Origin of the sequence: Hydrogenophaga sp. PML113 (assembly GCF_001777155.1) — a bacterium.
In the GTDB taxonomy this organism is placed as follows: Bacteria; Pseudomonadota; Gammaproteobacteria; order Burkholderiales; family Burkholderiaceae_C; genus Hydrogenophaga; species Hydrogenophaga borbori.
The window spans coordinates 264,487-285,791 of record NZ_MIYM01000001.1; the positions used below are offsets into that span (position 1 = coordinate 264,487).

Annotated in this window: 21 protein-coding genes; 10 read left to right on the forward strand and 11 right to left on the reverse strand. The window is 70.7% G+C overall.

All coding sequences use genetic code 11. The annotated features are described in order from the left end of the window. Window positions 1-108: 108 nt before the first annotated feature. The 4 genes from BHU06_RS01185 (at window position 109) to BHU06_RS01200 (ending at window position 3,229) form a co-directional block, all read left to right on the forward strand. Window positions 109-903: an enoyl-CoA hydratase-related protein gene (locus BHU06_RS01185; RefSeq protein ID WP_070397309.1), complete on the forward strand. Its 795-nt coding sequence runs from the start codon at window positions 109-111 to the stop codon at window positions 901-903. After that, window positions 903-1,343 (forward strand): hydroxyphenylacetyl-CoA thioesterase PaaI, encoded by a 441-nt coding sequence (gene paaI / locus BHU06_RS01190; RefSeq protein ID WP_070397310.1) that lies wholly within the window; start codon window positions 903-905, stop codon window positions 1,341-1,343. The genes BHU06_RS01185 and paaI overlap by 1 nt, the downstream gene beginning before the upstream one ends. After that, a complete protein-coding gene (paaK, locus tag BHU06_RS01195) occupies window positions 1,340-2,635 on the forward strand; it encodes a phenylacetate--CoA ligase PaaK (RefSeq protein ID WP_070397311.1) in 1,296 nt (431 codons plus the stop codon). Before paaI ends, paaK begins: the two co-directional genes overlap by 4 nt. A 102-nt stretch (window positions 2,636-2,737) precedes the next feature. Further along, on the forward strand, window positions 2,738-3,229 hold the full coding sequence (locus tag BHU06_RS01200) for a hypothetical protein (RefSeq protein ID WP_070397312.1): 492 nt from the start codon (window positions 2,738-2,740) through the stop codon (window positions 3,227-3,229). A gap of 23 nt (window positions 3,230-3,252) precedes the next feature. On the opposite strand, the gene BHU06_RS01205 is transcribed toward BHU06_RS01200, so the two are convergent. The 3 genes from BHU06_RS01205 to BHU06_RS01215 are packed head-to-tail and all read right to left on the reverse strand — an operon-like array spanning window position 3,253 to window position 7,001. Continuing rightward, window positions 3,253-5,058 (reverse strand): M61 family metallopeptidase, encoded by a 1,806-nt coding sequence (locus tag BHU06_RS01205; protein WP_070397313.1) that lies wholly within the window; start codon window positions 5,056-5,058, stop codon window positions 3,253-3,255. Window positions 5,059-5,116: 58 nt separating this feature from the next. Further along, the gene (locus tag BHU06_RS01210) at window positions 5,117-5,836 is read right to left on the reverse strand and encodes a DsbC family protein (RefSeq protein WP_070397314.1); all 720 of its coding nucleotides are present in this window, start codon (window positions 5,834-5,836) and stop codon (window positions 5,117-5,119) included. Between the two features lie 28 nt (window positions 5,837-5,864). Then, window positions 5,865-7,001: an FAD-dependent monooxygenase gene (locus BHU06_RS01215; protein WP_070397315.1), complete on the reverse strand. Its 1,137-nt coding sequence runs from the start codon at window positions 6,999-7,001 to the stop codon at window positions 5,865-5,867. Between the two features lie 62 nt (window positions 7,002-7,063). Here BHU06_RS01215 and BHU06_RS01220 point away from each other — a divergent pair, with 62 nt between their 5' ends. After that, window positions 7,064-7,948, forward strand: coding sequence for an MOSC domain-containing protein (locus BHU06_RS01220; protein WP_070397316.1), 885 nt, complete (start codon window positions 7,064-7,066; stop codon window positions 7,946-7,948). Window positions 7,949-8,041: 93 nt separating this feature from the next. Here BHU06_RS01220 and BHU06_RS01225 read toward each other — a convergent pair whose 3' ends face one another. Next, on the reverse strand, window positions 8,042-8,899 hold the full coding sequence (locus tag BHU06_RS01225; protein WP_070397317.1) for an N-formylglutamate amidohydrolase: 858 nt from the start codon (window positions 8,897-8,899) through the stop codon (window positions 8,042-8,044). Between the two features lie 5 nt (window positions 8,900-8,904). Continuing rightward, window positions 8,905-9,888, reverse strand: coding sequence for a tripartite tricarboxylate transporter substrate binding protein (locus BHU06_RS01230; protein WP_070397318.1), 984 nt, complete (start codon window positions 9,886-9,888; stop codon window positions 8,905-8,907). Window positions 9,889-9,992: 104 nt separating this feature from the next. Here BHU06_RS01230 and BHU06_RS01235 point away from each other — a divergent pair, with 104 nt between their 5' ends. After that, a complete protein-coding gene (locus BHU06_RS01235; RefSeq protein WP_070397319.1) occupies window positions 9,993-10,892 on the forward strand; it encodes a LysR substrate-binding domain-containing protein in 900 nt (299 codons plus the stop codon). An 89-nt stretch (window positions 10,893-10,981) separates the two neighbouring features. Then, a complete protein-coding gene (ychF, locus tag BHU06_RS01240; protein WP_070397320.1) occupies window positions 10,982-12,073 on the forward strand; it encodes a redox-regulated ATPase YchF in 1,092 nt (363 codons plus the stop codon). Between the two features lie 50 nt (window positions 12,074-12,123). Here ychF and BHU06_RS01245 read toward each other — a convergent pair whose 3' ends face one another. The 5 genes from BHU06_RS01245 to BHU06_RS01265 form a co-directional block, all read right to left on the reverse strand. Continuing rightward, window positions 12,124-12,498, reverse strand: coding sequence for a hypothetical protein (locus BHU06_RS01245; protein WP_070397321.1), 375 nt, complete (start codon window positions 12,496-12,498; stop codon window positions 12,124-12,126). Between the two features lie 55 nt (window positions 12,499-12,553). Continuing rightward, window positions 12,554-13,030, reverse strand: coding sequence for a type III secretion system chaperone (locus BHU06_RS01250; RefSeq protein WP_070397322.1), 477 nt, complete (start codon window positions 13,028-13,030; stop codon window positions 12,554-12,556). 77 nt (window positions 13,031-13,107) lie between these two features. Continuing rightward, window positions 13,108-14,265, reverse strand: coding sequence for an MFS transporter (locus tag BHU06_RS01255; protein WP_070397323.1), 1,158 nt, complete (start codon window positions 14,263-14,265; stop codon window positions 13,108-13,110). 35 nt (window positions 14,266-14,300) lie between these two features. Further along, window positions 14,301-14,783 carry a YqaA family protein gene (locus BHU06_RS01260; RefSeq protein WP_070397324.1) on the reverse strand — a complete coding sequence of 161 codons (483 nt, stop codon included), beginning with the start codon at window positions 14,781-14,783 and terminating at the stop codon, window positions 14,301-14,303. Between the two features lie 101 nt (window positions 14,784-14,884). After that, the gene (locus BHU06_RS01265; protein WP_139146910.1) at window positions 14,885-16,729 is read right to left on the reverse strand and encodes a hypothetical protein; all 1,845 of its coding nucleotides are present in this window, start codon (window positions 16,727-16,729) and stop codon (window positions 14,885-14,887) included. Between the two features lie 294 nt (window positions 16,730-17,023). On the opposite strand from BHU06_RS01265, the gene dusB reads away from it, so the two are divergent. From dusB to purH, 3 genes are read left to right on the forward strand one after another with little or no spacing between them, the layout of a single operon-like run. Continuing rightward, complete coding sequence (dusB, locus tag BHU06_RS01270; protein WP_070397326.1) at window positions 17,024-18,052, forward strand: tRNA dihydrouridine synthase DusB; 1,029 nt, start codon at window positions 17,024-17,026, stop codon at window positions 18,050-18,052. Beyond that, window positions 18,049-18,288 carry a Fis family transcriptional regulator gene (locus BHU06_RS01275; protein WP_070397327.1) on the forward strand — a complete coding sequence of 80 codons (240 nt, stop codon included), beginning with the start codon at window positions 18,049-18,051 and terminating at the stop codon, window positions 18,286-18,288. Before dusB ends, BHU06_RS01275 begins: the two co-directional genes overlap by 4 nt. Window positions 18,289-18,314: 26 nt before the next feature. After that, window positions 18,315-19,901, forward strand: coding sequence for a bifunctional phosphoribosylaminoimidazolecarboxamide formyltransferase/IMP cyclohydrolase (purH, locus tag BHU06_RS01280; RefSeq protein ID WP_070397328.1), 1,587 nt, complete (start codon window positions 18,315-18,317; stop codon window positions 19,899-19,901). A gap of 90 nt (window positions 19,902-19,991) precedes the next feature. On the opposite strand, the gene hemL is transcribed toward purH, so the two are convergent. Then, window positions 19,992-21,299, reverse strand: a complete 1,308-nt coding sequence (gene hemL, locus BHU06_RS01285; protein ID WP_070397329.1) for a glutamate-1-semialdehyde 2,1-aminomutase — start codon at window positions 21,297-21,299, stop codon at window positions 19,992-19,994. Window positions 21,300-21,305 lie beyond the last annotated feature (6 nt).

Below are 21,305 nucleotides of genomic sequence, written 5' to 3' on the forward strand. Positions count from 1 at the left end.
GTAGGGGTACGCGGTTCAACCAATCACTATAGCGTCAGGGAAAATATTAGCCGACCGATCGGTTGGTTAATGGTAAATTGCCGCCGACCCACCCAACGAGGAGACACGATGAGCGACACCACCGTGGTGTACGAGGAACGCGGGGCCGTGGCCCTGCTGACCCTCAACCGCCCCGAGGCCCTGAACAGCTTCACGCGCGCCATGCACCGCGACCTCTGGGCCGCGCTGGACCGCGCCGAGGCCCATGCGGCCATCCGCGCACTGGTCATCACCGGTGCGGGGCGCGGCTTTTGCGCCGGCGCCGACCTGGCGGAGTTCGACTTCGAGCCTGGCCCCGACCTGGTTCAGCGCGCCGACCCGGGGCCGGTGATCGAGCAGGCCTTCAATCCCACGGCGCGCCGCCTCATGGCGCTGCGCATGCCCACCATCGCGGCCGTCAATGGCGTGGCGGCGGGCGCGGGGGCGTCCCTGGCCATGTGCTGCGACATCGCCATCGCCGCGCCGGGTGCGAGCTTCATCCAGGCCTTCAGCAAGATCGGCCTGATCCCCGACGCCGGCGGCAGCTGGCTGCTGGTGGAGCGCCTGGGCCTGGCGCGCGCCATGGCCCTGGCCATGACGGGCGACAAGCTGCCCGCCCAGCAGGCCAAGGACTGGGGAATGATCTGGGACGTGGCCGAGGACTGCGTGGGCAGCGCGCTCACCCTGGCCGACAAGCTCGCGGCCATGCCGACCAAGGCCCTGGTGGCCACGCGCGGCCTGCTGCGCGAGGCCTCCACGCGTGGCTTCAGCCAGCAGCTCGATGCCGAGCGCGACACGCAGTCGGCCCTGGGCCGCACGCACGACTACATCGAGGGCGTGATGGCCTTCCGCGAGAAGCGCCCGGCGCGCTTCAAGGGGGAGTGATGACGCCCGAGCAACGCGCCGACAAGGTCGGCACGACCATGTTCGCCAACGACGTGGCCAGCAAGGACACCATGGGCATGGAGCTGCTGGCCTGCGGCCCCGGCCGCGCCACCATGCGCATGGCCGTGAAGCCGCTGCACCTCAATGGCCACCAGATCTGCCACGGCGGCTTCATCTTCACCCTGGCCGATTCCACCTTCGCCTTTGCCTGCAACAGCCACAACCGCAACGCCGTGGCCGCGGGCTGCAGCATCGAGTTCCTGCGTCCCGCGCACGCGGGCGACGTGCTCACCTGCGAAGGCGTGGAGCAGACGCTGTCGGGCCGCCATGGGATCTACGACATGAAGGTCAGCAACCAGCGCGGCGAGGTGGTCGCCATGTTTCGCGGCAAGAGCGCGCAGATCCCCGGTCACGTGTTTCCCGAAGAGGACAAGGCATGAACAGCTTCCCCCTGGAACCCATCGAGAAGGCCAGCCTCGACGAGTTGCGCTCGCTGCAGCTCAAGCGCCTGCGCGCCACGCTGGCCCACGCCTATGCCAATTCGCCCGTCTACCGCGCCAAGTTCGACGCCGCGGGCGTGCACCCCGACGACTGCCGCTCGCTCGATGACCTGGCGAAGTTCCCCTTCACCACCAAGGCCGACCTGCGCGACAACTACCCCTTCGGCATGTTCGCGGTGCCGCGGGAGAAGTGCGCGCGCATCCACGCCAGCAGCGGCACCACCGGCAAGCCCACGGTGGTGGGCTACACGCTGCGCGACATCGACACCTGGGCCACGGTGATGGCGCGAAGCATCCGCGCCAGCGGCGCGCGCCCGGGCGAGCTGGTGCACGTGAGCTACGGCTACGGCCTGTTCACCGGTGGCCTGGGCGCGCACTACGGCGCCGAGAAGCTGGGCCTGACGGTGGTGCCCTTCGGCGGCGGCCAGACCGAGCGCCAGGTGCAGCTGATCCAGGACTTCCGGCCCGACATCATCATGGTCACGCCGAGCTACATGCTGGCCATTGCCGACGAGTTCGAGCGCCAGGGCCTGGACCCGCGCGACAGCAGCCTGCGCATCGGCATCTTCGGCGCCGAGCCCTGGACCAACGACATGCGGCTGGCGATCGAACAGCGCCTGGGGCTGGACGCGGTGGACATCTACGGCCTGTCCGAGGTCATGGGTCCCGGCGTGGCCAACGAGTGCGTGGAGACCAAGGACGGCCCGACCATCTGGGAAGACCACTTCTACCCCGAGATCATCCACCCCGAGACGGGTGAGGTGCTGCCCGACGGCGAACTCGGCGAGCTGGTCTTCACCAGCCTCACGAAAGAGGCGCTGCCCATCGTGCGCTACCGCACGCGCGACCTCACGCGCCTGCTGCCGGGCACGGCGCGCACCATGCGCCGCATGGAGAAGATCACCGGCCGCAGCGACGACATGATGATCGTGCGCGGCGTGAACGTCTTCCCCACGCAGATCGAGGAGCTCATCCTCAAGCACGCCGCGCTCACCGCGCACTACCAATGCGTGCTCACCCGCGAGGGCCCCCTGGACTGCCTGACGGTGCGCGTGGAAACACGGCCCGGCCTGGCGCCAGAGGCCGACGAGGCGCGTGGCGCCGCGCGTGAACTGCAGCACGATGTGAAGACCTTCGTGGGCACCAGCATCGAGGTGGTGCTGCTGCACGAGGGCGGCGTGGAGCGCAGCCAGGGCAAGGCCCGGCGCGTGATCGACCAGCGGCCGCGATGAATCGCACGGGCGGCGGCGGGTTTGTGGCGAATTGAGGTCAAACCCGCTGGTCACCCCCGGAGGGGATCGCTACATTCGCGGCCAAAGCCTGCCCAGCGAGCGATGGACAAACACCTGGTCTTCTCCAAAACGGAACAGGGCCGCGAGGCCCTGAGCAGCCGCCCCTCTGGCCTGGGGCCGCGCCTGCGTTCCCTGCTGATCATGGTGGACGGCAAGCGCAGCGTGGCCGACTTCGACAAGCTGCTGGGCGCCGACGCGGCCCCCCTGCTGGAACAACTGGCCGGGCAAGGCTGGGTGCAGGGCGAGGGGGCGGCGCCGGATGGTGTGGCCACCGGGGACGGCGTGGCCCCGGCCCCCGCGCCGGCGGATGCCGCGCCCGCGCTGCCCTTTGCGGAGGCGCGCCGCCTGGTGGTGCGCTTCGTGAACGACCAGCTCGGGCCTATGGGCGAGCCGCTGGCCCTGCGCATCGAAGGCTGCAAGACGCTGGCGGACCTGCAGGCCCTGCTGCCGCGCGTGCGCGACGGCCTGCTGAACTTCAAGAACGCCGCCACGGTCGCCCAGTTCGATCAGGACGTGGCCTCGCGCCTGTCCTGAGCGGCCCGCGCGGGCCCGGGCGCTCAGGCGTTCAGCCAGGCCGCCAGGCGCGCGGCGTCGTCCACGCCCAGGCGCAGCGCCTGTTGCTCTTCGGGCCAGTGCAGGGCCAGGCGCAGGATCTGCCGATCGCGAGAGACCAGGGCCGTGAGCCGGGGGCGTGCGCCGCGCAGGGCATCGACCTCGTCCAGGCGCGCCACGCGCCAGGCCTCGGCCGGCGCGCCGCGCCGCGCGGGCGCGAACTCCACGCCCAGCCACTCGTCCCCGGCCGCGAAGCCGGCCGCCTCGGCGGCGCCACCGCGCAGCACGGTCTTGATGTGCAGCGCGCCGCCGGCCTCGCCCACGCGCAGGCCCAGGCGCTGGGCCAGCGGCGCCGCGTCGTGCTGCACCTTGGCGCCGCGGGCCTTGAGCAGGCGCTCGGCCGGCAGCCCGCCGGTGCCGTGCACCCAGTCGGCGAGTTCGGCCCCATAGGCCCGGCCGCCCACGCGGCGCAGCGCGGCGCGCACCTCGCTCTCGCGCAGGGGACCGCCATCGCAGCGGCGCCAGAGCTCGCGCATCACCTCGTCGAGCGAGCCCTGGCCTTCGTCGCGCAGCGTGAGGTCCAGGCACAGCGCCACCAGCGCGCCCTTGGTGTAGTAGCTCACCGTGGCGTTGGGCGTGTTCTCGCCCACGCGGTAGTACTTCACCCAGGCGTCGAAGCTGGCCTGGGCCACGCTTTGCAGCAGACGCCCGGGCGTCTGGTTCACCTGGTTGATGTTCTTGGCCACCAGCTGCAGGTAGGTGGCGTCGTCGATCAGGCCCGCGCGGCGCAGGAACAGGTCGTCGTAGTAGCTGGTGAAGCCCTCGAAGAACCACAACAGCTCGGTGTAGTTCTCGGCGTCGTAGTCGTAGCGCGCGAATTCCGCCGGGCGCAGCCGCTTGACGTTCCAGGTGTGGAAGTACTCGTGGCTGATCAGGCCCAGCAGCGTGGTGTAGCCGTCGCTGGCCTTGAGCGCGCGGTCCTTGGCACCGGCGCGCGGCAGGTCGTTGCGCTGGCAGATGAGGGCGGTGCTGTTGCGGTGTTCCAGGCCGCCGTAGCCGTCGCCGCTGGCGTGCAGCATGAAGACGTAGCGCTCGAAGGGCGGCGCGCCGTCGCCGTGCCAGAAGGCGATCTGCGCCTCGCAGACGCGGCGCGTGTCCTCGATCAGGCGCTCGGTGTCGACCCAGCCGCCGGCGCCGGTGAGCACGAAGCGGTGCGGCACGCCGCCGGCCACGAACTCGGCGCTGAAGAAGCGGCCCAGCGTGAACGGGCAGTCGGCGAGCTCGTCGTAGTCGGTGGCGAGGTAGTCGCCGAAGCCGTGCTCATCGGTGCGCGCGGCGCCCAGGCCGCTGGCGGCCTGCCAGTCCTCGGGCGCGTTGCCGCGTTCCAGCGTGAGGGCGTGCGGCCGGTCTTCCAGGCCGAGCGCGCGCAGGCAGGTGCTGGTGGCGTTGAAGAAGCCGCGCGTGGCGTCCAGGAAGGCGGTGCGCACCGAGGCGTCGAAGGCGTAGACCTGGTAGCGCAGCTCCAGCGCCTGGCCGGCCGCGTTGTCGGCCTGCCAGCGGTGTTTGTCGAGCTGCTTGAGCGCCACCGCCTGACCGCCCTGGCGCGCGTCCAGGCCCTGCAGGTGCTGGGAAAACTCGCGCACCAGGTAGCTGCCCGGAATCCACACCGGCAGCGCGAAGCGCTGGCGGGCCGCGGGCCGCTCGACGGTCAGCGTGACGCTGAAGAGGTGGCTGTGCGGGTTGTCCACCGCGATGCGGTAGCGCACGGCGGCGGCCGTGTCGCGCGAGGGGCGGCGCCGTGTGGTGCTCATCGGCATACCTGCGCGCGGCGCGCTGCGGGGCGAGCCCCTTCGGACAGTCGTGCGGTGCTCATTTGGCCTTGGCGGTCTTGAGCAGGGTCTCCAGGCGCTCGGCGTCGACCGCGCCCGGCACGCGCGTGCCATCGACGAAAAAGATGGTGGGCGTGCCGTTGACGCGCAGTTCGCGGCCCAGGGCCACGTTGCGCTCCACGGCGGCGGTGTCGCAGCTGGCGTTGGGGATGGCGGTGCCGCGCAGCATCCAGTCGATGTAGGTCTTGCCCTTGTCCTTGGCGCACCAGAGCGACTGGGCCTTCTTCACCGAATCGGGGCCGAGGATGGGGTAGATGAAGACGTGGATGGTCACGTCCTGCACCTCGGCGAGCGTTTTTTCCAGCCGCTTGCAGTAGCCGCAGTTGGGGTCGCTGAAGACGGCGATCTGGCGCGTGCCCTTGCCGTGCACCACCTTGAAGGCGTCCTTCAACGGCAGGCTGGAGAAGTCGACCGCGCCGAGTTTCTGCACGCGCTGTTCGGTCAGGTCGACGCGGCTGCGCGTGTCGAACATGGAGCCCTGGATCAGGTAGTTGCCCTCGCTGTCCGAGTAGAGGATTTCGGAGCGGTTGATGCGGATCTCCCAGAGGCCGGGGAAGGGCGTCTTGCTCACCTCCTCGATGGGCGGCAGGTTGGGCAGGCGCTCGGTGAGGTTCTTGCGGATGGCGGCTTCGTTGGCCGAGGCGGCGAAGGCCAGGCTGGCGAGCAGCGGCAGCCAGAGGGTCTTGAGCGGCAGTTTCATGGACGGGTCTCGTGGATCGGGAGTCGGTTCAGAGCGACAGGCCCATGGCCTGGCGCGCGAACCAGCGCTTGAGCGGGCCGCTGCGGTCGAAGCCGGCGAGCCCGCGGTTGCGCAGCAGCTGCACGCGTGGGTCGCTCAGGCCGAAGAGCGAGAACAGGCCGTCGGTGACGGCGGACATGGCCTGGACATCGGCCGCGCGGGCGCGCTCGTAGCGTCTGAGCAGTTTGGCGTCGCCGAGTTCGCGCCAGTATTCGCGGGCGTGCAGCACGCGGGCCAGTTCGGCGGCGTCGGCCAGGCCCAGGTTGAGCCCCTGGCCGGCCAGCGGGTGCACGGCGTGGGCGGCGTCGCCGGCCAGGGCCACGGCGCCCTGTTCGGTGTGGGTGAACCAGCGCCGCGCGCGCGACAGCTGCAGCGGCCAGGCCTGCGCCGGGCCCAGGGGCGTGAGGGAGCCCAGGGCCTGGGCGCAGCGCGCCTGCACGGCCTCGGCGAAGGCCGGGGCGTCGGCCTGGAGCCATTCGTCGGCCTGCGGGCCCGGCAGCGACCAGACCAGGGCGAGCTCGTGGCCGTCGGCGCCGCCCAGGGGCAGCAGGGCCAGCACCTCGCCGTGGGCGAACCACTGGCGCGCCACGCCGCCGTGCGGCCGTTCGGCGCGCAGCCGCGCGGCCACGGCCTTGTGGGGGTAGGCGTGGGTGTCGTAGTCGATGCCCAGGGCCTCGCGCGTGGCGCTGTGCCGGCCTTCGCAGACCACGGTGAGCCGGGCCGGCGGGGCCTCGGTCACCCGCTCCACGCCGGCCGCGAAGCCCACGGCATCGGCCAGGCGCTGCTCCAGCGCGGGCACGTCCACGATCCAGGCCAGGGCCTCGGCGCCCAACGCATCCGCGTCGAAGCGCAGCTGGCCGCCGTCGTCGCCCCAGACCTGCATGGCGCGCACCGGGGTCACGGCGCCGGGCACGGCGTCGGGCCAGGCGCGCAGCGAGACGAGCAGGTCGCGCGAGGCCTTGTTGAGGGCGTAGGCGCGCACGTCCTGGGCGCGCGGGGGGGTATCGGGAGCCACCAGGGCGACGCGCAGGCGGTCCTGCGCGAGCAGCAAGGCCAGGGCCTGGCCCACCACGCCGGCGCCGCGGATGGCCACGTCGGCGCGCCGGGGGGAGGAAGAAGGGGACATGGCGGGATTCTAGGAGCGCGGCACAATCCGTCGTTTCGCCGATACCGATACCCGCATCCACCATGAGCGACACCGCCGACGTGCAAGCCACCATCGAGCAACTCTGGATCTACCCCATCAAGTCCTGTGCGGGGGTGCGCCTGGAGGAGGCCGAGCTGACCGACACCGGGCTGCTCTACGACCGCGCCTGGATGGTGGTGGACGAACAGGGCGGGTTCGTGACGCAGCGCGAACTGCCGCGCATGGCGCTGATCCAGCCCAGCTTCAAGATGGGGCAGCTGGTGCTGCGGGCCCCGGGCATGCTCTCGCTGCACCTGGCGCTGGACGCGGCCGAGGAGCCGGCCACCGTGCGCGTGTGGAGCGACACCGTGCAGGCCTACGACATGGGCGATATCGCGGCCCAGTGGTTCAGCGATTTCCTGGGGCCGGACGCGCCCGGGCCGCTCAAGCGGCTGCGCCTGGCGCGCTTCGACCCCGAGGTGCGCCGCCCCAGCGACCCCGAGTGGACCGGCGGCCGCGAGGCCGGCACCCAGTTCGCCGACGGTTTTGCGCTGCTGCTGACCAGCGCGGCCTCGCTCGACGAGCTCAACGCCCGCCTGGTGGGCGACGGCCACGCGCCGGTGGACCAGCGCCGCGTGCGGCCGAACATCGTGCTCGGCGGTCTGCAGGCGCACGACGAGGACCGCGTCGGCGCCCTGCGCATCGCCGCCGAGGGCGGCGATGCGGTGATCGAGCCCGTCAAGCCCTGCGCGCGCTGCTCGATCCCGGACGTCGACCCCGATGCCGGGCAACCCGGCCACGCCGTGGGCGATGCGATGCGCAGCTACCGGGCCGACCCGCGCATGGACGGGGCCATCACCTTCGGCATGAACGCCATCGTGCTCGAAGGCGATGGCCGGGTGCTGCGCGTGGGGCAGCGCGTCAGCGCCGACTGGCGCTTCGACTGAGCCCGGCCCCGGCGCCGAACATCGCGCCCGCCGCTGCGCCCTGTTGAACGATGGCGCCACGCGGCGCCGCCACCGCGCCCTGGGCGCAAGAGTTCAACCGCCGGCCTGCTCTTTCGCGTAGCGCGCCAGAACGGCCGCCAGTTGGCCCAGGTCGCGCCGCACCGTGGCGAAGCCGGCGTTTCGCTCGCGGCTGACCTCGTCCATGTAGATGGGCCGGCGGATCTCGATCTGCAGGCTGTGGCGCCGCCGCGCGGGCTGGCCGATGCGCGCGATCAGTTGCACGCCCTTGTACGGGTCGTTGCGGGCCACGGAGTAGCCGCGCGCGCGCAGCTCGCGCTCCACCAGGTCGACGAACGCCGGCTCGCAGGTGCTGCCGTCGCGGTCACCGAGCACGAAGTCCGCCAGCGGGCGTGGGCTGCGGATGCCCAGCCGCTCGTAGGCGTCGTTGGGCATGGAGTGCAGGTTCAGGTGCCAGACCGCGCCGAAGCGTTCGGCGGTCTCGTCGATGCAGCGCGACAGGGCCGCGTGGTAGGGGCGGTAGCAGCGCTCGATGCGCGCCCGCACCTCGGCCACCGTGAGGCGGCGGGCGTAGATGGGGGTGCCGGCGTCGATGTTGCGCCAGACCAGGCCATAGCCCAGGCGGCTCTTCTCGCTGGGGTTCAGCGGGGTGGGCCAGGGGCCGTCGAGCAGGGCCGGGTCGAGGTCGTCCTCCGTGCGGTTGCAGTCCAGGTAGGTGCGCGGGAAGTGGGCCGCCAACAGGCTGCCGCCCACCTCGGGCACGGCGGCCCACAGCGCGTCCACGTGGGTGTCCTCGCCGCGCCGCAGCAGCGCCCGGGGCACCGCGTGGTCGTAGTCGGCCGGGTAGTCGGTGCCACTGTGCGGGGAGTCGCAGACCAGGGGCACGGCCGGCGCCACGGGCGCGTGCAGCGTGAAGGGCGGGGCGATCGGCATCGGCCTCAGTCCAGGGAGATCTTGGCCATCTTCGCCACGCGCTCGTAGCGCTCCAGGGCCTGCTGTATCTGCTGGGCGAAGGCCTCGGGCGTGCCAGGGATCAGGGTGGCGCCCGACTCCTCCATCTTCTTCACGAACTCGGGGTGCTTCATGGCCTTGTGCAAGGCGGCGTTGAGCCGGGCGACCACCTCGGGCGGCGTGCCGGCCGGCGCGACCACGCCGAACCAGCCGCCGTTGCCCATCTGGGGAAAGCCGAGTTCGCCGTAGGTGGGCACGTCCGGCAGCGCGGGCGAGCGCTTGTCGCTCAGCACCGCCAGCGCGCGCAGCTTGCCGGCCTGGATGTTCGGCAGCGCCGAGGGCAGGTTGTCGGTGATGGCGGTCACCTGGCCCGACATGGCGTCGGTCATGGCCTGGCCGGCGCCTTTGTAGGGCACGTGCAGCAGGTCCATCTTCGCCAGGGCCATGAAGTGCTCGATGTTGGCGTGGCCCAGCGAACCGATGCCAGGCGAGGCGAAGCTGTACTTGCCAGGATTGGCCTGGACCAGGGCGATGAACTCCTTCATGGTCTTGGCTGGCGTGCCCGGGTGCACCGCGAACACGCTGGGCGTGGTGGCCACGTTGGTGATGGGTGCGAAGTCCTTCTGGGCGTTGTAGCGCAGCTTGCTGCCATAGACCGCCGGGTTGCTGCCGTGCGTGCTGACCGTGGCCATGCCCAGGGTGTAGCCGTCGGCCGGCGCGCGGGCGACGAACTCCATGCCGGTGGAGCCACCGGCGCCGGCTTTGTTCTCCACCACGATGGATTGGCCCAGCTCGCGGCTGCCGTATTCGGCCACCAGGCGTGCGGCCAGGTCGGTCGAGCCGCCGGGGGCGAAGGGCACGATCAGCTTGACCGGGCGGTTCGGGTACGGGGCCTGGGCCTGGGCGCTGGCCAGTACCAGCGCGGCGCTCAGGGCCAGGGCGGCGCGCAGCAGGGCGGGGATGGGGGGCATGAACGGTCTCCTCCTTCAGGGATGGGAGCCGCAGCGTAGGGAGGCGGCCCGCACGGAGCAAACGACTTTTTCGGCCGGGGTGATGACATGATGTAATCGTTTGCATGCGCATACGAAGCCCTTCGCTGGTCGAGCTGCACGCCTTTCTGGGCGTGGCCCGCCACGGCAGTTTCCGCCGCGCGGCCGACGATCTCTGCGTGACCCAGGCCGCGGTGAGCCGCGCGGTGGCCCGGCTGGAAAGCCACCTGGGCGTGCAACTGCTGGATCGCGCCGCCACCGGGGTGCGACTGACCCCGGCGGGCAGCGAGCTGCGCGGCCAGGTGGAGGCGCCCGTGGCGGCGCTGGAAGCCGCCGCCGGCCGGGTTCGCAACCGCCCCGAGGCCCTGCGCCTGCGATTGTCCGTGGTGCCCAGCCTGGGCAATCTCTGGCTGCTGCCGCGCCTGGAAGATTTCCGCCACCAACACCCGGACATCGACATCGAGTTCCGCCAGTACCACCACGACGAGGACTTCACCCGCGCCGACGTGGACCTGTGGCTGGCGCTCAAGACCGGGGCGCGCCAGCGCTGGCCCCGGCAGGTGGCGGCGCAGTACCTCGTGGGCCGCGAGCTCGTGGCGGTGTGCGCACCCGCGCTGGCGCAGGGCGTGGTGGGCGCGGACGCGCTGCTGGCCCTGCCCAAGCTCTACCACAGCAACTACCGGGACAACTGGGCGCTGTGGGCCGAGGCCGTGGGCACCCGGCTGCCCGCGCACTGGCGCGGCACGGGCTTCGATCTGGTGATGAACCTGATCGAGGCGGCCCGCTCGGGCATGGGTGTGGCCGTGGTCCAGCGCTGCATGGTGCAGGGTGAGCTGGCGGCCGGCCGGCTGCTCATGCCGGTGCCCGGCAGCGCCACCACCGAGCGCGGCTACTACCTGTGCCGCCCGCGCACCGCCCCCGCCTCGGCGGCGGTGGAGGCCTTTGCCCGCTGGGTGCGCGGGCAGGCCGGCCGGTCCGGGGCCTGAACACCCCCGCTCAGTACAATCGGCACCCATTTCCCCCTGGCAGAACGAGGGCCGCGCCCTCGGCAAGCCGCAACTCCCCCACCCACGTCATGAGCTTGAAATGCGGCATCGTGGGCCTGCCCAATGTGGGCAAGTCCACGCTCTTCAACGCCCTCACCAAGGCCGGCATCGCGGCCGAGAACTACCCGTTCTGCACCATCGAGCCCAACACGGGCGTGGTCGAGGTGCCCGATCCGCGCCTGGCGCAACTGGCCGCGATCGTCAAACCCGAGCGCATCGTGCCGGCCATCGTGGAGTTCGTGGACATCGCCGGCCTGGTGGCGGGCGCGAGCACCGGCGAGGGCCTGGGCAACAAGTTCCTCGCGCACATCCGCGAGACCGACGCCATCGTCAACGTGGTGCGCTGCTTTGAAGACCCGAACGTGATCCACGTGGCCAACAAGGTCGACCCGATCGCCGACATCGAGGTCATCCAGACCGAGCTCTGCCTGGCCGACCTGGCCTCGGTGGAAAAGGCCATTCACCGCATCAGCAAGACCGCGCGCTCGGGCGACAAGGAGTCGATCAAGCAACTGGCCATCCTGGAGAAATGCCAGGCCGCGCTCAACGACACCCAGCCGGTGCGCACCATCGATTTCAGCAAGGAAGAACAGGCGCAGCTCAAGCAGTTCTTCCTCATCACGGCCAAGCCCGCGATGTTCGTGGCCAACGTGTCGGAAGACGGCTTCGAGAACAACCCGCTGCTCGACCGCCTGCAGGCCTTCGCCGCCAAGCAGAACGCGCCCGTGGTCGCCATCTGCGCCAAGATCGAGGCCGAACTCTCCGAGATGGACGACGCCGACCGGCTCGAATTCCTCAAGGAGCTGGGGCAGGAGGAGCCCGGCCTGAACCGCCTGATCCGCGCCGCCTACCAGCTGCTGGGCTTGCAGACCTACTTCACCGCCGGCGTGAAAGAGGTGCGCGCCTGGACCATCCACGCCGGCGACACCGGCCCCCAGGCCGCGGGCGTGATCCACACCGACTTCGAGAAGGGTTACATCCGCGCCCAGACCATCGCCTTCGACGACTACATCGCGCACGGTGGCGAGCAGGGCGCGAAGGAGGCGGGCAAGATGCGCGCCGAAGGCAAGGAGTACGTCGTCAAGGACGGCGACGTGATGAATTTCCTGTTCTCGGGCTGAAGGCCTCGGCCGCTGTCCCCCAAAAAAAAGGGCCCCAAGGGGGCCCTTTGTCATTCCGACGGTGGCGCGCCCCGGGTGGCCCCGTCATCGGCTGGCGTGTCGCCGGCCCCGGGCGACTGGCGCAGAAAGGCCATGAGCCGGCTCAGCTCCGATTGCAGCTGGGGGTCGGCCGCCGCTGCGTCGGGCAGGTGGCGGCTGCGCATCAGGGCCACGGTGGCGTCGCGGCGGGCCTGGCGGCGGGCAAGGTGGTCCAGCAGCCATTCGCGGCGGGCGGCGTCGCGCGCGTTGGCCGTCACCGTGGGCGCCCCACCGGGCCGGCGGAAGATCAGGTGCCCCTGGGGCGCGGCGGCCCGGTGGGCGGCGCCCGCCTCATCGGTGGCGGGCGCGGCGGTCGCGTCGTCGGAGGTGGGCGTGGGGGTGGACATGCGAGGTGCCTCAGGGATGTTGAAACGGGCGTTCGTTCGTGGGCGCGAGACCGGTTCAGGCGCGCGTGAGCATCGCGCTGGGGATCTTCGGGGCTTCGCCGTCGGCCGCGGCGGCGCTTTCAATGTACATGGACCACAGCAGGCGCAGGCCCTCCAGCCGCAGCATCTCGTTGGCCAGCACGATGTGCCGGCTCGACTCGTCTTGCGGGAACACGTCGTTGATCAGGAGCAGGTTCTCGTCCTCGTCGTCCTTGGCCAGGCGCATGCTGCCCAGTTCGCCCCACAGCAGGTTGAAGGTGAGGGCGGCCGAGTGCACCTTGGCGCGCGCCTCGGGCGCCGGTTCGCCCAGTGCGGTGGTGAGCACCAGGCGCAGCGGGTGCTGGGCCCACTCGACCACGCATTCGCCGCCGGTTTCGAAATGCACCAGCCAGGTGGCCTCGCGCAGTTCCACCACGGCCTCGACGGCCTCGCTGTGCTCGGCGGCGGCCACCAGACAGGCAGCGGCTTCTTCGGGGGTGCGGAGTTCGGTCATGGGGCCTCGGCGGACGGTGGCTGGGGATGTGCTGCCTTGAGTGGCCGGGCCCGCCGAGGCGTTCCCCCGGCGGTGGACTAGGTCGATGGGCCGGGTGGGGCGACCTGGGCGGCGGGCGCCGGGCGCGACACCCCGCCCGCCCACACGCTCAGGGCGATGGCCGTGGCCGCCACCACCAGGCCCACGGTGTGCAGGCTCAGCATGTGCCCTTGGGCGATCATCAGCCCGCCCAGCGCGGCCCCGAGCGCCTGCCCGCTGTACATGGCCGAACTGTTCAAGGCCACCGTCGCCGGCGCCAGGGCGGGCGACAAATGCACCAGCCGCGCCTGCTGCGCCGAGTTGGCCGAGAAGCAGCCCAGCGCCCAGGGCACCAGCACCAGCGCCTGCAGCCAGACCGAGGCGCGGCCCAGCGGCCACAGCAACAGCGTCAGCGCGATCAGGCTCAGGGTGATGAGCACCGCGCGCGGCGCGCCGATGCGGTCGATGGAGCGCGACACCAGCACGTTGCCCAGCAGGCCGAAGGCGCCGAACCACAGGAACAGCAGCGACAGCCCGGCGCCGTTCAGCCCATGCGTCTGCGCGAAGTAGGGCGCGAAGTACGAGAACAGCGTGAACTGCGAGAAGGCCGAGAGCAGGGTCACGCCCACCGCCATCATGAGCGGCGCCGAGCCCAGGGTGCGGCCCCAGGCCTCGCGCGACAGCGCAGCGGGCCGCACGCCGTCGGGCATGGCGCGCCAGACCCAGAGGCTGACCAGCCAGGCCGAAACCGCCACCAGGCCGAAGGCCCAGCGCCAGCCCCAGGCCCCGCCGATCCAGGCGGCCAAAGGCATGCCCATCACCGACGCCACCGACCAGCCCAGAAACACGAAGGTGATGCCGCGCCCGCGCTGCTCGGGCGGCACCAGCAGGCCCACGCAGGCCGCGGCCTGCGGCGTGAACACGGCGGGCGAGATCACCGCCAGCACGCGCAGGGGCATGAGGGTGGCGTAGTTGGGCGCCAGCGCGCAGGCCGCGTGCAGCAGGCCGTACCAGATCAGCGAGCCCGTCAGCAGGCGCCGCCGGTCCCAGCCCGCCACCAGGCCGGCGAACAGCGGCGCGCCCAGGCCCATGAGGATGGCGGCGGCCGTGATCAGTTGCCCCGCCTGCGGCACCGAAATGCCCAGCGACTGGCTGATGTCGTTCAGCGTGCCGGGCACCACCATGACCCCCGTGCCGATGACGAGGTTGCCGATCATGAGGGCCCACAGGATGGGGGCGGACGGATCGCGTCTCACAAGGACAGCCCTTCGGGAAACACCCACAGCAGCGCGGCCGTCATGCTGAGGTAGCGCGCGAACTTGCCGATGGCCATGTAGGCCACGCAGGGCCAGAACGGAAAGCGCAGCCAGCCGGCCACGGCGCACAGCGGATCGCCCACCACGGGCAGCCAGCTCAGCAGGCAGGCCTTGGGGCCGAAGCGCTCCAGCCAGCGCAGGGCGCGCAGCTCGGTGCTGTTGCCGCGCGCCCGGTCCACCAGCCGGTGCGTGCCCAGGCCCATGGCCCAGCTCACGGCGCCACCCAGCGTATTGCCGGCCGTGGCCACCAGCACGGCGGGCCAGAACAACTCGGGGTTGAGTTTGATGAGCCCGAAGACGGCAGGCTCGGAGCCCATGGGCAGCAGCGTGGCCGAGACGAAGGCCACCACGAAGACGGTGGTCAGCCCGACCTCAGGCAGGGCGAGCAGTTGGGCGAGGTGCTGGAACCAGGGGGGCATGGGCGCGGCGGGTGGGCCGCGCGGATTCTGTCACCGATCCAGAGACCCGCGCGCCGCCTCGGCTGGCGCGCGGGAGGGTGAACCATGCGGCGGACGGGGACTCATTGGCCCGACTTTGACGGTGACCGCTTCCACCAGGAGTTGGATACCTGTCGGGTCACCCGCTGCAGGCGCGACGGTTTCTCATCCGTCGGCTCCTGGGGGTTCGTGGACTGCGTCGCTCTGCCGCTGGGGATCGCCGGGACCGAGAAAGCCCGCTGCCGGTCAGGAGCCGGGTCGCCGAGGCCGTAGCCCATGGACTTGGACCCCATGGGCTTGGGCTGGCGTCCTTCTTCCATCTGCACCAACAGGTTCTCCAACTCCTCGTCCACCAGCCGCCGCAGCGCGTCCGTGTTTTCCTCTGTGTCGGGAGCGGGTCCGCGCCTCGGGCTGTTGACGAACGAGGTCACCGACTCCAGGCCGGGCAAAGACGTTTGCCGCGCTTCCATGTCGTTCAGGAAATCCTCGACTTGATCGTCGAAGCTCCCCACCGGATCGGTTGGCGCTGCTTTTTCGCTGGGCCCTGCGCTGACGAGCGGGGGCATCGGCACGTCTGGCTTGGAGGTCCATTCATCGCCGCTGTCGATGGGGCTTCCTTTGATCCGGTATTGGCCCAGCTGGCCGAGTGGCCGGCGAATGGGCATCCCGGGTGGCGTGGGGGCGTTGCGCTTGCCGATCTGCGTTCTTGCATCGACACGCGGTTTCTGGGCGGGCAGGGGGGCGCCAGGTGGCTGGTCGAGGCGGTGCGGGCGGCTCCAGTGCTCGAGCACGGTGCGCAGCTGGGCGTCGTCGCGCGCCAGCAAGGCGAGCGCCGATTGGTGGTTGGCCATCGAGGGGCTTTCCGAATCCGCCAATGCCTTGGCCGCGGCCAGCAGCGTTTCTCCCAGGTCCAGCAAGAACACGCTGTCTGGCGTGGGCAGGCCGGCGGGCAGCTGCCCGCCGGCCACGGCGCCCAGAAGATCGCGGGCGGCGGCGGTCAGGTCGCCGATCAGTTGCTCAAAGCAGGCCGCGTAGCCTTCGCAGCAGGTGCGCATTTCGCGAAGGTCGCCGTCGGACTGCGCCCGCTTGAGCGCCTGCAGGGCGTCGCTGCAGCTCTGCAGCAGGGTCTGGACATGCCGGGAAAAACGCAGTGGGGTGAAGGCCTCTTCGATGTCCTGCGGGCACGCCAGGCCCTCCCACACGTCTTGCAACTGCCTGGCCCGATGCCCATCGGGGCTATCAATTGCCGTTTGAAGGATGTGCAGCAGGGGCGCCAACTGGCCGAGTGCACCCGCCTGCGGGTTGGCCGGTGGGGGCCCTGCATCGGGTTCCCCTCGCGAGGCCTTGCCGGCGGCGTCGCGGTAGGCGTCCGACAGGGTTTGGGCGTTGTGGGCCATTTGGTCTGGCGCCAGCACCGGGGTCGAGGGGCGTTGCGGGGGCCGTTGTCGCTGGTCATCGAACCGTTGCCTGTAGGCCTCATCGGCGCTTCGGGCCCGCGCCGCGGCGTCGCTGCACTGGTGCAGCTGGCGCTGCAGCATGTCCTGGTAGATGTTGAGGGCCTCCTGCACCGGAAGGCCCTTGCCAAGGGGTTGCTGAAGGAGTTGCTCCACTTGCTTGCGGCCCTGCTTCGCGATCTCGGGGCTCAAGCTGTGCTGGTGCTGGTCCAGTGTCTTGAGGAGGAAGTTCAGCGCCTGCGTGCTTCCCTCCGCGAATTGCCGCCGATGGCTGAACGGGTTCAACACTCTGCCGAGCAGGCCACCGCGCCGGGCTTTCAGGTCGTCGACAGTGTCCGGGTTCAGCGTCTGGTTCTCGCGAAGGGACAACACGGCTCCGGGGTGCTTCTTGTTGATCTTGTGGAGCCTGTCGACAACCGGTTGCAGGGGATGCTGGCCGGCGGGCGGGCGCTTCGTACCGGATGAGGCTTTCATGTCGGGGTCACCTTGAGAGCGCGCCAGAGGGCTGCGGTTGCTCGATTGCCGCGGCCCAGCAAGGTGATGGACTGCATGCGACACCTGGGTTGCAAGGGCGTGCAACGGGTTCCGTGCCGTTGCCAGGCCATATGGCCGATGGTTGGGGGCGGGCCCTGGCGCGGCGGGCGCATGCGGTGGTGCCGGCAGACGCTTCGTCTGCTGAAAATTTGAGCAGATACAATCCGCCCTCCGCCGCCGGCCCGTCCCCGGCGTCCCCCTCCGAACCCGCCGTCCAGCCAGTTCCGCCACGCCATGCAGATCGGGGCCCACGTCCTGCCCAATGCCCTGTTCGTCGCGCCCATGGCCGGGGTGACGGACCGGCCGTTCCGCAAGCTGTGCAAGCGGTTGGGCGCGGGCTACGCGGTGAGCGAGATGGTGACCAGCCGGCGCGAGCTCTGGGACAGCCTCAAAACCTCGCGCCGCGCCAACCACGAGGGCGAGTCCGCGCCCATCGCCGTGCAGATCGCGGGCACCGACCCCCAGTCCATGGCCGACGCCGCCCGCTACAACATCGACCGCGGCGCGCGCATCATCGACATCAACATGGGCTGCCCGGCCAAGAAGGTCTGCAACAAGTGGGCCGGCAGCGCGCTCATGCAGGACGAGGCGCTCGCCATCGGCATCGTCGAGGCCGTGGTGCGGGCCTGCGAGCCGCGGGGCGTGCCGGTCACGCTCAAGATGCGCACTGGCTGGTGCGCCGCGGTGCGCAACGCGCCGGTGCTGGCCCTGGCCGCCGAGCGCGCGGGCGTGCAGATGCTCACGGTGCACGGCCGCACGCGCGAGCAGGGCTACAAGGGGCAGGCGGAACACGACACCGTGGCCCACATCAAGAGCCTCGTGCGCATTCCGGTGGTGGCCAACGGCGACATCGATTCGCCCGAGGCCGCGCGCGAGGTGTTGCGGCGCACCGGCGCCGACGCCGTCATGGTCGGCCGCGCGGCGCAGGGGCGGCCGTGGATCTTCCGCGAGATCGCGCACTTCCTGGCCACGGGCGAGCACCTGCCGCCGCCCGCGCTGTCGCAGGTGAAGGGCTGGCTGCTCGACCACCTGGACGACCACTACGACCTGTACGGCGAAGACACCGGCGTGCGCAGCGCGCGCAAGCACCTGGGCTGGTACGTGCAGTCGCTGGCCCTGCCCGCGGGCGAGGCCGCGCGTTTTCGCGCGAGCGTCAACGCCACCCACACCATCGATGACCAACGCCGTGTCGTCAGCCAGGCCTTCGATGCCTGGATGGCCGCGGACTTCGGCGATCGCGCCGATTGGAAGCTGGCCGCATGAAAAAGACGAATCCGCTGGACGAGTGCATCCGCGACAGCCTCGAGGGCTACTTCCGCGACCTCGATGGCACCGAGCCCGCCCACCTTTACGACATGCTGGTGAAAGCGGTGGAGCGTCCCCTGCTCGAGGTGGTGATGGCCCAGGCCCAGTACAACCAGTCGCGCGCCGCGCAGTGGCTGGGCCTGAACCGCAACACCCTGCGCAAGAAGCTGCTCGACCACGGCCTGCTCGACTGAATCCCCAACCTCTCCCTTTCTTTCCCATGCGTGCCCTTATTTCCGTTTCCGACAAGACCGGCATCGTCGACCTCGCCCGTTCGCTGCACGCCCTCGGCGTGACCTTGTTGTCCACCGGCGGCACCGCCAAGCTGCTGGCCGAGCAGGGCCTGCCCGTCACCGAGGTGGCCGAGGTGACCGGCTTTCCCGAGATGCTCGACGGCCGCGTGAAGACGCTGCACCCCAAGGTGCACGGCGGCCTGCTGGCGCGGCGCGACCTGCCCGAGCACATGGCCGCGCTGCGCGAGCACGGCATCCAGACCATCGACATCCTGGTGGTGAACCTCTACCCCTTCGAGGCCACGGTGGCCAAGGCCGGCTGCACGCTGGCCGACGCGATCGAGAACATCGACATCGGCGGCCCGGCCATGGTGCGCAGCGCCGCCAAGAACTGGAAGGACGTGGCCGTGCTCACCGACGCCTCCCAGTACGCGGGTGTGGTCGAGGAGCTGCGGGCCAGCGGCAAGCTCAGCGACAAGACGCGCTTCGGCCTGTCGGTGGCGGCGTTCAACCGCATCAGCAACTACGACGGCGCGATCAGCGACTACCTGTCCTCCATCGAGTTCGACGCGGCGGACGAGGTGCCGAAGCGCAGCGCCTATTCGGCCCAGGCCAATGGCCGCTTCATCAAGCTGCAGGACCTGCGCTACGGCGAGAACCCGCACCAGACGGCCGCCTTCTACCGCGACCTGTACCCCGCGCCGGGCTCGCTGGTCACGGCGAAGCAGCTGCAGGGCAAGGAGCTCTCGTACAACAACATCGCCGACGCCGACGCCGCCTGGGAATGCGTCAAGAGCTTCGACGAGCCGGCCTGCGTCATCGTCAAGCACGCCAACCCCTGCGGCGTGGCCGTGGGCGGCGGCCCGCTGCAGGCCTACCAGAAAGCCTTCCAGACCGACCCGACCAGCGCCTTCGGCGGCATCATCGCCCTCAACCGCCCGCTCGACGGCGCGGCGGCCGAGGCGATCAGCAAGCAGTTCGTCGAGGTGCTGATGGCGCCGGGTTACTCGCCCGAGGCGCTGGCCGTGTTCAAGGCCAAGGCCAATGTGCGCGTGCTGCAGATCGATCTGCCGCCCGGCGGACCCACGGCCTGGGACAAGGGACTGAACCTGTCCGACGTGAAGCGCGTGGGCTCGGGCCTGCTGATCCAGTCGGCCGACAACCACGTGCTCAAGCGTGAGGACCTGAAGGTGGTGACGACGCTGCAGCCCACGCCGCAGCAGCTCGAAGACCTGCTGTTCGCCTGGAAGGTGGCCAAGTTCGTCAAGTCCAACGCCATCGTCTTCTGCAAGGACGGCATGACCATGGGCGTGGGCGCGGGCCAGATGAGCCGCCTCGACTCGGCGCGCATCGCCAGCATCAAGGCGGGCCACGCGAATCTCTCGCTGCAGGGCACGGCGGTGGCCAGCGACGCCTTCTTCCCGTTCCGCGACGGTCTGGACGTGGTGGTCGACGCCGGCGCCAGCTGCGTGATCCAGCCCGGCGGCTCCATGCGCGACCAGGAGGTCATCGACGCCGCGAACGAGCGCGGCGTGGCGATGGTGTTCTCGGGCGTGCGGCATTTTCGCCACTGACCCCCGCAGCGGCCTGAGGGCCGCTTCCCCCCTTTCAGGGGGCGTCGCCCGCGGCCCGGCAAAGCCGGTTCCGCGGCGACGCTCGACACGTCACGCCACTCGAGGCAGCGTCTTGAACACCTCGCTGGCCGCCGCCACGGTGTCGGCGATGTCCTGCTCGCTGTGGGCCGCGCTCACGAAGCCGGCCTCGTACAGCGCGGGCGCGATGTAGACGCCGCGGTCGAGCAGGCCGTGGAAGAGGGCGTTGAACCGGGCGCCCTCGGTCTTCATGACGGCCTGGTAGTTCTGCGGCAGCCCCGGCATGAGAAAGAAGCCGAACATGCCGCCCTCGGCGTCCACGCTGAAGGGCACGCCGGCCTGGTCGGCCGCGGCCTTCAGTCCGTCGACCAGCTGGCGCGTGCGCGCCGACAAGGCCTCGAAGAAGCCGGGCCGGCGGATCTCGGCCAGGGTGGCCAGGCCGCAGGCCGTGGCCACCGGGTTGCCCGACAGCGTGCCGGCCTGATAGACCGGGCCCAGCGGCGCGAGCTGCTCCATCACGGCGCGCTTGCCGCCGAAAGCCGCCAGCGGCATGCCGCCGCCGATGACCTTGCCCATCACCGTCATGTCGGGCTCGAAGCCGGGGAGCTGGCGGGCGTAGACGCTCTGCGCGCCGCCCAGGGCCACGCGAAAACCCGTCATGACCTCGTCGAACACCAGCAGGGCGCCGTGCCGGGTGCACAGCTCGCGGCAGCGCGCCATGAAGGGCAGGCTGGCGCGCACGAAGTTCATGTTGCCGGCGATCGGTTCGATCATCAGGCAGGCGATGTCGGCGCCGTGCTCGGCGAAGGCGGCGTCGAGCTGTTCGAGGTTGTTGTACTCAAGCACCAGGGTGTGCTGCACCACCTCGGGCGGCACACCTGCGCTGGTGGGGTTGCCGAAGGTGGCCAGGCCCGAGCCGGCCTTGACCAGCAGGGCGTCCGCGTGGCCGTGGTAGCAGCCCTCGAACTTGATGATCTTGCGCCGGCCGGTGGCGCCGCGCGCCAGCCGGATCGCGCTCATGCCGGCCTCGGTGCCCGAGCTGACCAGGCGCACCATCTCCAGGCTGGGCACCAGGGCCACGATGGCCTCGGCGAGCTCGACCTCACGCTCGGTGGGGGCACCAAACGAGAAACCGTCGAGCGCGGCCTTTTGCACCGCTTCGAGCACGGCGGGGTGGCCGTGGCCGAGGATCATCGGGCCCCAGGAGCCGATGTAGTCGATGTAGCGCTGGCCATTGGCGTCCCAGAAGTGGGCGCCTTGCGCGCGCTGCACGAAACGCGGCGTGCCGCCGACGGCGCGGAAGGCGCGCACCGGGGAATTGACGCCGCCGGGGATCAGGGTCTTGGCGCGCTCGAACAGGTCCAGGTTGCGGTCGGGCATGGGTCG